This is a genomic window from Exiguobacterium sp. s145 (genome assembly GCF_018618835.1).
GTDB lineage: Bacteria > Bacillota > Bacilli > Exiguobacteriales > Exiguobacteriaceae > Exiguobacterium_A > Exiguobacterium_A artemiae.
In genome coordinates, this window is record NZ_JACSMV010000003.1 from 122,172 (window position 1) to 135,614 (window position 13,443).

The 13,443-nt window shown below is 48.9% G+C and carries 14 protein-coding genes; 1 reads left to right on the forward strand and 13 read right to left on the reverse strand.

Annotated features, from left to right (window positions below; all coding sequences use genetic code 11):
- Positions 1-23: 23 nt before the first annotated feature.
- The 13 genes from KNQ07_RS05615 to KNQ07_RS05675 form a co-directional block, all read right to left on the reverse strand.
- On the reverse strand, positions 24-806 hold the full coding sequence (locus tag KNQ07_RS05615) for a DUF3388 domain-containing protein (protein ID WP_012369925.1): 783 nt from the start codon (positions 804-806) through the stop codon (positions 24-26).
- A 94-nt stretch (positions 807-900) separates the two neighbouring features.
- Complete coding sequence (ymfI, locus tag KNQ07_RS05620) at positions 901-1,605, reverse strand: elongation factor P 5-aminopentanone reductase (RefSeq protein WP_214765311.1); 705 nt, start codon at positions 1,603-1,605, stop codon at positions 901-903.
- Positions 1,606-1,608: 3 nt separating this feature from the next.
- Entirely contained in the window at positions 1,609-2,877 is a 1,269-nt protein-coding gene (gene yfmH, locus KNQ07_RS05625; protein ID WP_214765322.1) for an EF-P 5-aminopentanol modification-associated protein YfmH, read from the reverse strand.
- Positions 2,877-4,130: an EF-P 5-aminopentanol modification-associated protein YfmF gene (gene yfmF / locus KNQ07_RS05630; protein WP_012369922.1), complete on the reverse strand. Its 1,254-nt coding sequence runs from the start codon at positions 4,128-4,130 to the stop codon at positions 2,877-2,879. Before yfmF ends, yfmH begins: the two co-directional genes overlap by 1 nt.
- Complete coding sequence (locus KNQ07_RS05635) at positions 4,127-4,678, reverse strand: cob(I)yrinic acid a,c-diamide adenosyltransferase (protein WP_012369921.1); 552 nt, start codon at positions 4,676-4,678, stop codon at positions 4,127-4,129. The genes yfmF and KNQ07_RS05635 overlap by 4 nt, the downstream gene beginning before the upstream one ends.
- A 31-nt stretch (positions 4,679-4,709) precedes the next feature.
- Complete coding sequence (locus KNQ07_RS05640) at positions 4,710-6,437, reverse strand: sensor histidine kinase (RefSeq protein WP_214765324.1); 1,728 nt, start codon at positions 6,435-6,437, stop codon at positions 4,710-4,712.
- A 2-nt stretch (positions 6,438-6,439) separates the two neighbouring features.
- Complete coding sequence (locus tag KNQ07_RS05645; protein WP_012369919.1) at positions 6,440-7,156, reverse strand: response regulator transcription factor; 717 nt, start codon at positions 7,154-7,156, stop codon at positions 6,440-6,442.
- Positions 7,157-7,344: 188 nt separating this feature from the next.
- Positions 7,345-8,511: a c-type cytochrome biogenesis protein CcsB gene (gene ccsB / locus KNQ07_RS05650; RefSeq protein WP_012369918.1), complete on the reverse strand. Its 1,167-nt coding sequence runs from the start codon at positions 8,509-8,511 to the stop codon at positions 7,345-7,347.
- The gene (gene resB / locus KNQ07_RS05655; protein ID WP_234944581.1) at positions 8,508-10,049 is read right to left on the reverse strand and encodes a cytochrome c biogenesis protein ResB; all 1,542 of its coding nucleotides are present in this window, start codon (positions 10,047-10,049) and stop codon (positions 8,508-8,510) included. The genes ccsB and resB overlap by 4 nt, the downstream gene beginning before the upstream one ends.
- A gap of 21 nt (positions 10,050-10,070) precedes the next feature.
- Positions 10,071-10,661, reverse strand: coding sequence for a redoxin domain-containing protein (locus KNQ07_RS05660; RefSeq protein WP_012369916.1), 591 nt, complete (start codon positions 10,659-10,661; stop codon positions 10,071-10,073).
- A gap of 126 nt (positions 10,662-10,787) precedes the next feature.
- A complete protein-coding gene (locus KNQ07_RS05665) occupies positions 10,788-11,549 on the reverse strand; it encodes a pseudouridine synthase (protein WP_012369915.1) in 762 nt (253 codons plus the stop codon).
- Positions 11,549-12,121, reverse strand: coding sequence for an SMC-Scp complex subunit ScpB (scpB, locus tag KNQ07_RS05670; protein WP_012369914.1), 573 nt, complete (start codon positions 12,119-12,121; stop codon positions 11,549-11,551). Before scpB ends, KNQ07_RS05665 begins: the two co-directional genes overlap by 1 nt.
- Positions 12,111-12,866, reverse strand: coding sequence for a segregation/condensation protein A (locus KNQ07_RS05675; RefSeq protein WP_214765326.1), 756 nt, complete (start codon positions 12,864-12,866; stop codon positions 12,111-12,113). Before KNQ07_RS05675 ends, scpB begins: the two co-directional genes overlap by 11 nt.
- Before the next feature lie 94 nt (positions 12,867-12,960).
- Here KNQ07_RS05675 and KNQ07_RS05680 point away from each other — a divergent pair, with 94 nt between their 5' ends.
- Positions 12,961-13,425 carry a DUF309 domain-containing protein gene (locus tag KNQ07_RS05680; protein ID WP_012369912.1) on the forward strand — a complete coding sequence of 155 codons (465 nt, stop codon included), beginning with the start codon at positions 12,961-12,963 and terminating at the stop codon, positions 13,423-13,425.
- Positions 13,426-13,443 lie beyond the last annotated feature (18 nt).

Below are 13,443 nucleotides of genomic sequence, written 5' to 3' on the forward strand. Positions count from 1 at the left end.
AACACACCTTCCATTTTCAATACTTATTCGAAATTGAACCAGTCGTTCCCGCCATGGGCACGAGGTGGTTCGGTGACAATGATTTCTTCTGTCGAGTTGCGTAATTCAATGATGTAATCAAAATCATCCCACGTGTATTCGCTCGATTTAACAAAAGCATCTGGGTGTTCGACGATTTTCGTAGCCGGAAGTCGCATGACTTCACGTAAAATCTGCCAATGCCGTTCGTCGAAATGGCGCTGTGAGACGAGCGCATCGATGATATAAACATAATCGCCTGTCCGTTCATCATCGAACAATGAAGTCCGGACGGTTTGTTTGATTAACGTCGATGAAAGAAATAACCATTTTTTATTGGCACTTACACTCGCCGCTACGATGGATTCGGTTTTCCCGACACGCGGCATGCCGCGAACACCAATCAACAGGTGTCCGTCTTGTTTACAGAGTTCAGCCATGAAATCGACGAGAATCCCTAAATCCTCGCGGACAAAACGAAACGTCTTGATCTCACCGCTGCTGTGGTCGATATAACGACCGTGTCGGATGGCGATCCGGTCACGAAGCTTCGGTTTACGAAGCTTAATCACATCGATAGTCGTCATCGTCTTTAAGATGGCGGCAAGCCGCGGGATTTGATCCGGTTGCTTCGTTTGAAGCAACATGCCCCGACGCTGGTGATCGACACCGTTAATCGTGACAATCGAAATATGTAGCATCCCCATGAGTGACGCGATGTCCCCTAATATCCCGGGACGGTTGACGTTCAGTTCGTACTCCAGATACCACTGTTCGAATTCACTCACGCGCCCAGCCTCCTCTTCAAATCGATTATCCATCCCTCATGTTAAATGATTTTTTGAAAAATGAAAAGCATTCCCCTAAGCAAATTTCACCGGACTACATCCAGCCGCCGTCAATTTTAAGAACGGCACCGTTCATATATGCTGCGTCCTGCCCCATTAAATAGGTGATGGCGGATGCGACTTCCTCGACTCGTCCGAAACGGCCGGCCGGAATTTCAGCCAATGCCAAGTCCCGGTCTTCCGCCGAAAAGACGGCATTCATCGGGGTCTCGATCCAGCCCGGAGTCACCGCATTCACGCGTCCGTTCATCGCACCAAGCTCTTTGCTGAACGACTTGACGAACCCGAGCTGTGCCGCCTTGCAGGTCGAATAGACGACTTCACCGGCCGCACCAAATTCACCTAACACACTGCTGACGACAACGATCGAAAGCGATGCTGAAAAAGCTTTTCGGCTCGTTAAGGTCTGGGCAATCCGGATCAGGGATTCGACATGCAACGTCATCATCGATTCCACCGAGGAACGGGATTGATCGACGAGCAGCCCGCTGAAGCTGGTCCCGGCGATATGAACAAATCCTTCCACGGACGGTAATCTCTCACAGAATGCCGTCAAGTTCTCCCGGTCAGACAGATTGCCTGTGACGATCTCCGTCGTCACAGGCAACTGTCGTATCATCTGTTCGAGCTCATGCTGTTTCCGGTGGGTGTGAAGGATCAAATCGTGTCCTTCAGCCGCCAATCGTAAGACCGTTGCCCAGCCGATTGCTCCGCTGGCTCCCGTAATTAAAATCCGCATCGGTCAAGCGTACGGTTTAACGATTGAAATCGCACGATTTTCAAGCGCAAACAATTCATCGAACCGGGCTTCGATTTCTTCTTTGGTGATCGAGGCAATCAATGTCGGTAACGTAAACAGATTCGTCCCGGCAAGAGCGTGGCGTGAGAATTGATTGGCGATGAATTCCGGCGAGTTCAGCGACCGCAGGAATTTTCCTTGCATCATGTTGCGTTTGCGGACGACTTCCGTTTCCTCGAACTCGGGCCGGACCGCTAATAATTTTTCGTAGGCCGCGATAAAGCGGTCCGGATCTTCCGTTTCCATTCCGAACGTCGCGAACGCAAATTCTTCCTCACTCGAGTAATCGAAGCTGAACGTATCGTCAATCAAGCCGTCTTCATACAGTTCGAGATACGTGGAGGACGTTTGGTCGAACAACAGATGCAACAGCAGTTCACTTGTCAGTTCGCGGCGCAGCTGTTCCTGTCCGCCGAGGGAACTGTCTTTATAACCGATCAGGACTTTTGGTGTCTTGACGTCGAGTTCGAGTTCAACCCGTTTTTTTGCGACTTCTTGCGGTTCCGTACCGTAATCACGTTCGATGGCCGGACGATCCGTATAATCTTTTTTCGCTTGGTTCGCTTTGATCAAGGCCAGCGTCTCGGCCGGATCGATATTCCCGACGACGAACAGGACCATATTCGATGGATGATAGAACGTCCGGTAACACGTATACAGGTCGTCCGCCGTAATTTGATCAATCGATTCCGGAGTACCGGCAATATCGATCCGGACCGGATGTTTCGCGTACATCGATTCAATCAAACCGAAGAATAAACGCCATCCCGGATTATCCTGATACATCTGGATTTCCTGTGTGATGATGCCTTTTTCTTTTTCGACACTCTCTTCCGTGAAATACGGATCCTGGACGAAGTCAATCAGCGTCTCAAGATTTTGTTCAATCAACGAAGTCGCCGAGAACAAATAAGCGGTCCGAGAGAACGATGTGAACGCATTTGCCGAGGCACCGAGGCGCCCGAACTCCTGGAAGACATCCCCTTGCTCCGACTCAAACATCTTGTGCTCAAGGAAATGGGCGATACCGTCCGGGACATTGACCCATTGGCCATCCTTTTTAAAACGGTTATCGATTGATCCGTAACGCGTCGTAAAAGTCGCATATGTTTTTTCATACCCTTTTTTCTGAAGCAAATACACCGCAAGCCCGTTATCGAGCTGTTCAAAAAATACGGTTTCGTCTGTATCGTGATACGTCAACTGTTCCATTATTCTTCACCTCGCAATAGATAAACTGCCTCGAGTTCAATAGTTGCTGCCAAGCGGACGACGTCCTCACGCGTTGCCGTCTCAATGATGTGAATCTCATCCTCAAGCGTCAATCCGCGCATCTTCGATCCATTTAACCAGCCGATCAATTGTCCCGGCTGATCAAGGATTTGCCGGCGGGCATTGATGAGCATCGCTTTCGTCTGCGTCAGTTCCTCATCCGTGAACTGTCCGGCTTTAAGATCCCTTAATTGTTCGCCGATAATCGTCTCGGCACGTTCCGCCTGCTTCGTTTCGACCCCGGCATAAACGTAAAGCGCACTGTTCAGGGCCGCATAACGTGATGCTGCATAGTAGGCAAGACTCTCTTTCTCACGGACATTCATGAACAGTTTCGAATGCGGGAATCCGCCGAACAGACCGTTGACGATTTGCAGCCGAATCGAATCGACGGACGTCGGATCGACACTGACCCGGTAACCTAAATGCAATTTTCCTTGTTTGATCGGTTGCGTCTCGGACGAACGTTTGACGCCCGCGACCTGTTTTTGGGCCGGAATATAGTGACTGGCTTTTTCATCATGGGAAGGTAAGAACGACAAGGCATCTTCCATCTCATCTTGCGTGACATGACCGACGACAAAGACATCGATCCGGTCCTGTTCGACCATCGAACGATATGTATCACGTAAGGAAACCGGTGTGATTTGTTCGAGTGCTTCGAGTGTACCGAGTGAGGATAACGATACCGCTTCTCCCGGTGCCATCAGTTCGAGCAACCGTTGCTGGGCAAAACGCATTTTGTCATCGTATAACGAACTGATCCGCAACGCATGCAACCGTTTTTCTTGTTTGACGAATTGTTCCCGGAATCCGCCCTCTGTCAAATCCGGATAAAAAATCATCTGTTCCAGTAAATCGAGCGCTTCCTCGAGCAACGTCTCATGACGTACTAGATCCCCGCGGACGACATCCAACTGGAACGAGATGACGTGTTCTTCCCCGAATTTCGAGGCATCGGCGTACAGACCTGCATCATATAAGGTTTCAAGCGGTTCACGCAACGCTTTCATCGACGGATAGGCCGCTGTCGACTTCTCCATGATATACGGTAACAGAGCACGGCTCGTCAGCGTTTTTTCTTCGAGTGGTGCTGAAAACGTCACGAGGACCGTCGTCGTCTTGAATTTATCGGTCGGAACGAGATGAAAAGTCGTTCCTTGTTTGTTCCACGTTTGAAATGACTGACTCATGCTTCTTCATCCTTTCGTTTAAACACATGGGCACTGCGTAAATATTCGATATCCGCTTTTTCATTGACCGCATTTTCGTAACGGGCCGCCGTAAAGAAGAAATCACTTAGACGGTTGATGAATGGTAACAAATGATGTGCCTGTTCGACATCAATCATCGCCCGTTCGACACGCCGGCAGACCGTCCGCGCCACGTGCAGGCAGGCTGCGGCTTCCGTGCCACCCGGTAAGATGAATTTATCGAGCGGCGGAGACAGTTCCGTCAGACTGTCAATCCAACTTTCCAAATCTTCCGTCGCCGTTAGGCTCAGACGGGATGCTTTCGGTTCAACATACATCAAGTCACTCCCGCAATCGAACAAAACGTGCTGAATGACCGTCAATTGTTCCTTAACCTCGATGGATGTCGCTTTTGTGCGGGCCAGTCCGACAAAACTGTTCAGTTCGTCAAGCTCCCCCATCAGCGTAATCCGGACATCATTTTTTTTGACGCGTCCCCCGACGAGCGACGTGTCTCCCTCATCACCTGATTTAGTATAGATTTTCAATCGACTCACTCCTATAGCGAAAGGAAGCGAATCATAAAGTTCGCTTCCTTTGTTTTTTTGGTAATTGAATTCGGAAAACGGATCCTTTGCCCAGCTCACTTTCGACCTGAACTTCCCCATCATGCGACCGAACGACGTTTGCGACAATCGCAAGACCGATTCCGGTTCCCGTCTTGCCGCGTGTCCGGGCCTTGTCCGCCTTGTAAAAACGGTCAAAGACGAACGGGACATCTTCTTCCGGAATACCGTCCCCTGAATCAATTACAGATAAAGATATAGTTTCCCTATCTTCCGTGATTTCAATCTTGATTTTCCCATCTTCTGTATACCGCAACGCATTTCCAAGCAGGTTCGTCATCACCTGATCCATTTGGTCTGGATCAGCTTCAAACTGAACGTCGGGACCGGTTACTTCAAACGAAACCCGCTTTTCAAGCCCCATCTGCTTAAACTTCTTGACCATCCGTTTAGCGAACGGAACGGCATCGATCGGTTCAATCCGCTTTTCCTGATACCCGGCTTCCATCCGTGCCAGATCCAGTAAATCGTTGACAAGACGGGATAGGCGTTGCGACTCGTCATAAATGATTGACGCAAACTCTTTTGTCGCCTCGTCACTTTCCGTCATGCCGTCGACGATCGCTTCCGAATAACCTTGCAGCATGACGAGCGGCGTCCGCAGTTCATGACTAACGTTTGCGACGAAGTCAGCCCGCATCTTCTCCAGTTGCTGGGCTTCCGTCATATCGCGCAGGACAGCAACGGCTCCGATTTGTTCTTCCTGCTCAAGTAGCGGACTGACGATGATGATGTAAAAGCGGCCTTCCCGTTCAAAGGAAACCGTCATTTCTTTTTCTTTACGCATGACCGTCTGGAATAATTCAATCAACTCGTCCGGAACTGGACCACCCGCAAGGAACGCTTCCGCCGGCGGATTGGTCGCCAGTAACTCCCCTGATTCCGAGAAGGTCAAGACACCGTCCGCCATACATCTTAGGATGGACGACAGCAAATGACGTTCCTTATCAAGATCCGTGACATACTGATTGAGTTGACTGCTCATTTCGTTAAATGCCAGCGCCAAATCACCAATTTCATCGCGCGAACGCTGGGTCAGGCTTTGATCAAACTTTCCTTCCCCCGCTTCGACGACCGCCTGGCGAATCGTCCGGAGCGGTGCCGTAATACGGGTCGACAGGAAGAATGCAAAAACGGTCGTTCCGATGATCGCGAGCAACACACACAGCTGAATGATTTGTCGTGCCCCTTCATTCGCCTGTTCGATGTTCGTCAATTGTTCAATCAAATACATCGTCCCGCTACCGCTTTCCGTAATGAACGGAGCACGGTAAGCAAGTGCCGCTTTCCCGTTAAACGTTTCATAGTTCCCAATCGCCGTTTCCCCTTCTTCGCCGTCAACGGCTTTCCAGTTTTGACGTTCGAGCTCCTTGATGATCCGCTTGGCTTTTGCTTCCGAGATATTCGTCTCGACCGTATTGTCCTTCGACGTCGCAATCAAGGTCGCGCCGTAAATATCGGTAATCTCGATCGCGGTCGCCGATCCTTCTTCCAGTCCGCTGTGGGCTTGAAAGACGGTTTCGACCTGCTGACCGAGTTTCGCAAGATGACCGCGTTCCTGTTCGATATGAAACGAATTGAAAAATTCGAGTAATAAAATCGTCAAGGCAATCAAGACGACGGAAACGAGCAATAAAATCGTCCCCCACAATTTAATGACGACGCTCTGTAACCATTTCATCGTCAGGCGGGATTATTCTCGAACTTGTATCCGACACCCCAAACCGTCGTGATCATTTGGGCAGCATTCGGAGACAGACGGTTCAGTTTTTCACGCAGTCGCTTGACATGCGTATCGACCGTCCGTAAATCGCCGAAAAATTCATAGTTCCAGACTTCTTTTAATAACTGTTCCCGCGAAAAGACTTTATCTGTCTGCTTGGCAAGGAAATACAGCAATTCATACTCTTTTGGTGTCAGATTGACTTCCTGCGATTCAACCGTGACGCGGTGGGCATCATTGTCGATCGTCAAGTGCGGGAAGACGATGACATCTTTTGTTTTCGCATCCGTGTGCAGGAATTTCGTAGCACTTGCCCGTCGCAGAATGGCTTTGACGCGGAGCACGACTTCCCGCGGACTGAACGGTTTGACGATATAATCGTCCGCGCCCATTTCAAAACCGTGGACCCGGTTCGTCTCTTCCCCTTTTGCCGTCAGCATGACGATCGGTGTCGCTTTCGTTTTACGCAGTTCTTCACAGACCTGCATGCCATCAAGCTTCGGCATCATCAAATCAAGTAGAATCACATCATATTCTGTTTCAAGTGCCATCTCGAGAGCCGTCTCTCCGTTGTCGGCTTCTTCAATCGTAAAGTTCTCACGTTCGAGATACATTTTTAATAAACGCCGAATCCGTTCTTCATCATCGACGACTAAAATACGCGCTTCTTCTGACATCAGTTGATTCCTCCCATGAACTAATCTGTCTGACTCTATCCTACTACTCTCCTAGTATACTATGAAACAAAAGAAATAGCGTCTCTGACCGCGGAAATCGGTCGCGTCTGCTGAAAAAAGGATGGACAACGGAATTCATCTTCCGTCGTCCATCCTTAAATGATTATTCTACTATTCGGTTTCGTTGCTTACGCGTAAGAGTGAAGTCCGGCAACGACCAAGTTGACGAAGACGAGGTTGAACATGATGACGGCAAATCCGCCGACACATAACCACGCTGATTTTTTACCGATCCAGCCGCGCTGAATCCGCATGTGGAGATAGAAAACGTAAAACAGCATCGTGATCAAAGCCCATACTTCTTTCGGGTCCCAACCCCAGTAACGGCTCCAGGCCATCTGTGCCCAGATCATCGCGAAGATCAATCCACCGAGAATGAAGACCGGCAACCCGATTGCAATCGCACGGTAGCTGATTTCATCCGCCGTCTCAAGATCAATTTTACGGGCAATCGGTTTGAGGCTTTCAGCCAACCGTTTCCGGAGAATGACGAAGCGGAGCAGAATGTACAGCACCAATCCACCGATCAACGACCATAAGACCGTATTGACTTTGTTGGCATTAAGGAAGTTCGGTAATTCAATGACAGCACCTGAGCCGGAAATGATTTTTCCGTTTTCAGGACCGGTCAGAACCGGCATCGTATACTCATGTTGCATCGTCGCTCCGTTTTTCGCGACGTATTCAATCGTCGAGTTCGTTCCGAGTCCGTTGAACAACAATCCGACCAGGATATAACCGACGACACAGACGAGTGAGAACATGACGACTTCAAGCCACGTCCGTGTTTTCGATTCTTTGTTGAAGTCGGTCGCATGGATCAGGTACAACAGTCCGGTCGCAAAGCTGACCGCAAGGATTCCTTCTCCGAGCGCTGCCGTCGTCACGTGGATTTTCAACCAGACACTTTGAAGTGCCGGAATCAACGGTTGGACTTCGTCCGGGAACATCGACGCATAGGCGATGACAAGCAAGGCAACCGGCATCGCCACAAGTCCGAGGACGTTGTTGCGGTAAATACCATAAACGATCAGGAAGCCAAGTACCATCATCATTCCAAAGAATGTCGTGTACTCATATAAATTCGACACCGGTACGTGCCCGGCACCAGCCCAGCGTGTGAAGAAGTAGCCGAGTTGCGCTGCAAATCCGACGATGGCGAGTGAAAAGGCAATTTTCCCGGAACGGCTTGGTCCCTTTTTACCGCTTGTTGCGACGGCAAAGAACCCGGTACTGATCAGATATAAGATAAAAGACGTCAGCAGTAAATTACCGCTTAAACTAAGCAGGTTCATTTCATTTCCCCCTCTTCCCGCAACTTCTGGCGGTCTTCCAGTTGCGGAAGTCCCACTTCAGTCAAGGCGAGATTGACTTCTTTTTGAAGTCCAAGTGCATTTTTATTCGTAAATCCGGCAATGTTAATCTGCCCGTTCCGTTCTTTTAACCAAAGTCTGCGGTGCGGCCAGTACATACCGAGTAACAGCCCGACCATGAAGATCATACCGCCGGCAAACAGGAATGGAAGCGTCAAATCTTTTTTGATCCGGACGCCGGAAATGTTCGACAGTTCTGTACCGGCGAAGCCCATCTTGTATTGGTTCTCATCGCCGCCGACATTCAGTTTAATCCCGATCAGACTGCGCTCACCTTTCGGATGTTCCGGTGATTTGATCGTAAAGACAAATGCCGGATTGACCGGACGCGACGAGTTCGTCGTCGGTTTTCCGTCTTTAACGACAAAGTCCGGCAGGAAGTCTTTTAGTTCGACATCATACCCGTTCTTTAATTTGTAAGTTTCCTGCGGGTTACGCAAGTCGACTTTAATCGTATCGACGACTTTGCCTGTTTTTTGATTCTCGATATTAAAGGACATCGTCTTGAACTCCGGATCCGCTGCATATTGTTCCTGGAAAACTTGATAGTTTCCGAACTCGAACGGCTGGTTGACGGCGGTCTCACCGGATTTAACTTTTTCAAGTTTCGGTTTGAAGTCTTCCGTCATTCCGGTTTTTTTATACAACGTCATCTGGGTATCATAGTTTTTCGGAACACTTCCGCCGGCGCGTTTCAACGCTTCTCTGAATTTCTCAGGCTCTTTTGCCGGATCGTAAAACTCAATGTTAAACGAGTTGTTTTCGAGATAATACTTGTTGTCCGTCGCTTCGACCGGCAGCGTTTCGCCTTCACGAATCCACATCAGCTCGTCTTCGTGCATCCCAGGAACAATCCGTAGCATCGCTCCACCAAAGAACAAGACAAGCCCGATATGATTGATGTATGGACCCCAGCGGCCGAAACGTTGTTTCTCCGCAAGCAGTGCGCCGTCTTGTCGGCGGATCTTATACCCTTTTTTCTTCAGCAACGGTTCAATGGCATCAATCTGTTTAACCGTCCCAGTCGCTTCAGCGCCAAATCGCTGACCGCCCATAAAACGGTCGGACTGGATGACCGGTTGTTTCTTCAGCGCGCGATACAGCGGGAAGAAACGGTCGATCGATACGATGATGATGGATAACAGTAATAATGTGATTAAGCCGATATACCACCAGGATTCAAATAAATTATGGAAACCGAGGGCATAATAAATTTCACCGGCCGTTCCATATTCCTTCCCGTAAAACTCTTCCGGCGGAACTGCTTGCGGAATGTACATTTCCTGCGGGAAGATGGTTCCGACGCCGCTTGCGATGATGATTAAGCCGATCAGCCATAAGCCGACTTTGACGGATGAAAAGAACGTCCATGTCCGGTCGATCCACGATTGATTTTTTCGTTTTGAACGAAGCTCGGCTTCCTCATAACGCATATCCAGTTGCTTATACTCCTGCTGCATCATAAATTCCCCCTCGATGCGTTACTCGTTTGCTTTTTTAATCATTTCTTCTAACTTCGCCTGGTCAATCTCACCTTCATACTTTTCAACGACCTTACCTTCTTTGTTGATGATGAATGTCACCGGCAGGTTGTAGATTCCGTATGCTTTCTCAACGGCACTGTTCGTGTCCATCAAGACCGGATAATCGGTTCCCCCGATTTCCTTGATGAAACTCGATACGCGGACCGGCGTCTCACCGACGTTGACGGCTGCAAAATTAACACCTTCTTTTTGCATCATCTTGTAGTTGTCGTTGATCAACGGCATTTCTTTTTTACACGGTTCACAGAATGTACCCCAAAAATTGAGTAAAAGTCCTTTGCCTTTGTACTCGTCCATCGTATGTTGTTTTTCTCCATACAAATCAACAAGTGCAAATTCCGGCGCATCATCTCCGGCCAGGACTCGACCGTCCTTATCGCGTGTCGCCTGATCGACAAACTGCATGATGACGACCGCACCGGCGAATAATACCATCGTCATGATCATTAACCGCCAAAATGAACGTTTTTTCTTCTTTTGCTTCGCGGCTGCTAGCCGCTCATCCGGGTTCTGATTCGTTTTTTTCATGTTGCACCGCCTCCAACCATATTGTACTTGAAATCGCTTAATTGTTGACAGAATGTGAAATACGTTAATCGTTTTGTCACAAACAAAGAAAACTCAACCCGCAGGCTGAGCTTCTCGCTTTACAAATTAACGTTTTTTTGTGTTCTTACGTCTTTTCGTAGGGGCAGCTACCGGATCCGCCAGCTCACGCAATTGATTGACTTCTTTTTTCGAAAGTTCACGCCAGTCGCCTGATGTTAATCCAGCAAGCGTCAGGAAACCAAACTGTTCCCGCTTCAACTTGATGACCTCTGCGCCGAGTGTTTCGACCATTTGTCGGACTTGGCGGTTATGGCCTTCATAGATGACCATTTCTAAAATTGCCGTATTCTTTTTCTTATCGATATCACGCATCTCGACGCGTGCTTTACCGGTTTTGAATCCGTCCGGTAAGACAACACCTTTTTCGAGACCTTTGACATGATAGTAATCCGGCACGCCTTTGATTTTGACGATATAACGTTTCGGTACTTTGTATTTCGGGTGAAGCAAGAGATTCGAAAACTCACCGTCGTTCGTCAGGAGCAGCAAACCGCTTGTGTTGTAATCGAGACGGCCGACCGGGAATACACGGTGACCCGGTGGGACGAGATCAACGACCGTTTTACGGCCTTTGTCATCTTCCACCGTCGAAACGACACCTGTTGGTTTATACAGCATGTAGTAGACGTGTTCTTCCCGTTCGAGTTTGACGCCGTCGACTTCAACTTCCGCACGTCCGCCGACTTTCGTCCCAAGTTCCGTGATGACTTTCCCGTTGACTTTGACGCGTCCTTCTGTGATCAGTTCTTCTGCCTTGCGTCGCGATGCGACACCGGCTTGGGCAATAATTTTTTGTAGACGTTCCATTAATTTATTCTCTCCTCTAATGACGGTTCATTCCGGAAAAACAAATCCCCATCCGCTTCGAGTGTTTCTTCAAACTCGAGCGGCGGCAACTCTTCGATACTGTTCAGTCCGAAGTGATCCAAAAAATGATCCGTCGTTTTATACAATTTAGCACGCCCGACGCCTTTCGCGCGTCCGGCTTCATCAATTAATCCTTTTGCACTTAACGTGTGGATGACACGCTCCGTCTTGACACCGCGAATGACTTCGATGTCCGCCCGGGTAACCGGCTGTTTATAGGCGATGATGACGAGTGTTTCCATCGCTGCGCGTGACAGGCTGTCTTCTGCCAGCGATCCAGCATATGCCTGCACATACGGCGACATCTCTTTGCGGGTGACCATTTTGAACACACCACCGGATTCGACGATTTGCAACACCCGTTCCTCCGCTTCAAATGTCGTCTGGAGTGCATGTAACTGTTCCCGGGCCGCTGCCTCACTGATTTCAAGAACTTGACTCAGACCACGCGGATCGATTCCATCGTCTCCGACGACGAATAATAAACTTTCAATGATTCGCTCATACGCCAATCTGATTCTCCTCCTTCACTAAGGCACGCAACAGGATATCGTCGCTCATTTGCTCACAGGCGACGACACGTTGTTTGACAAGTTCAAGTACAGCCAGGAAACTAACGACCAATTCTTCGACGGTCGGTTGTTCCGTGAAGAAACCAAAAAATGTCGTCCCTTCATTGGCAAAAACATATTCCGAAACATGAATCATCTGTTGTTCAAGCGTCCGTTCTTCCCGTTTAACGGTTTTCGAACGCCGTACTTTCCAGGCGACGCGTTGACGCATTTTCTCATAGGCACGCAACAAGTCGCTAAAAGACAAGTTCCCGCTAAAATCTTGATTGTCCGGATCGAGATACGTCATCAAGTCTTCCGGCTGTTTTGAAAACAGTTCCAGCCGTGCTTCTTCCTTTTCTTTTAAAACAAGCGCCGCTTCTTTGTATGCTTTATATTCAATCAGTTGCTGAATCAACCCTTCACGTGTCGGATCCTCTTCAAAATCCGGAACGTCTTCGAAATCCGTCTGTTCGACAGGTAACAGTTGTTTACTTTTTAATTGCAGGAGCGTCGCTGCCATGACCAGATATTCACTCGCCACATCAAGTTCGAGATGTTGCATGGCCCGGATATAGGACACATACTGATCCGTCACGATCGAAACGGAAATGTCATACAAATCAATCTCCAGCTTACCAATCAAATGCAACAACAAATCCAACGGGCCTTCAAACGCATCCATCTTTACACTGTATGATTCCATGATTCTCCCTGCCCATCAACGTTTTTTGCGCCTTAGTATACCACACATCACCTGATTTCGACTATGCTATATTAAAAGGAAAGGAGATCAATCCATGCATCCGATTGAACAATTTGCATTTGAATTCAATGTCCAACAAGACTATTTCGAATGCCACGAAGTACTCGAAGAACTGTGGCAGGCCGGTCAACGACAAGATGAATCCCTCGTCGCATTGATTCAGCTCGCCGTTGCCCGCTACCATCATCGCCGGGGAAATGTATCCGGGGCGATGCGGACCTATCCGAAAGCTTTCCGAAAACTCGAACGCCATGCCGGATCACTCGCCGGTCAAGGAATCGATATCCCACGCCTGCTCGCTTTACAACCATTGTTCATGCAACCCGACTATACGCATATTCCGTTGCCGCTCGCAGATGGTCTCGAACAACGGGTCAACAGTCTGCCGATTGAACCGGTGCAGGATTTATCGTTCTTGCGGCATAAACATCTGTTGCGCGACCGTCAGGATGTCATCACGGCACGACAGACGGCTCTTGCGGCACGCCAAAAAAAATGAAAAACCGGTCCGTAACTT

Coding starts and splice junctions, on each gene's coding strand:
- KNQ07_RS05680 (WP_012369912.1), top strand. CDS start 12,961: ATGCATCCGATTGAACAATTTGCATTTGAATTCAATGTCCAACAAGAC.
- ymfI (WP_214765311.1), bottom strand. CDS start 1,605: ATGCGGATTTTAATTACGGGAGCCAGCGGAGCAATCGGCTGGGCAACG.
- KNQ07_RS05645 (WP_012369919.1), bottom strand. CDS start 7,156: ATGTCAGAAGAAGCGCGTATTTTAGTCGTCGATGATGAAGAACGGATT.
- yfmF (WP_012369922.1), bottom strand. CDS start 4,130: ATGAGTCAGTCATTTCAAACGTGGAACAAACAAGGAACGACTTTTCAT.
- KNQ07_RS05675 (WP_214765326.1), bottom strand. CDS start 12,866: ATGGAATCATACAGTGTAAAGATGGATGCGTTTGAAGGCCCGTTGGAT.
- yfmH (WP_214765322.1), bottom strand. CDS start 2,877: ATGGAACAGTTGACGTATCACGATACAGACGAAACCGTATTTTTTGAA.
- KNQ07_RS05665 (WP_012369915.1), bottom strand. CDS start 11,549: ATGGAACGTCTACAAAAAATTATTGCCCAAGCCGGTGTCGCATCGCGA.
- ccsB (WP_012369918.1), bottom strand. CDS start 8,511: ATGAACCTGCTTAGTTTAAGCGGTAATTTACTGCTGACGTCTTTTATC.
- resB (WP_234944581.1), bottom strand. CDS start 10,049: ATGCAGCAGGAGTATAAGCAACTGGATATGCGTTATGAGGAAGCCGAG.
- KNQ07_RS05640 (WP_214765324.1), bottom strand. CDS start 6,437: ATGAAATGGTTACAGAGCGTCGTCATTAAATTGTGGGGGACGATTTTA.
- KNQ07_RS05660 (WP_012369916.1), bottom strand. CDS start 10,661: ATGAAAAAAACGAATCAGAACCCGGATGAGCGGCTAGCAGCCGCGAAG.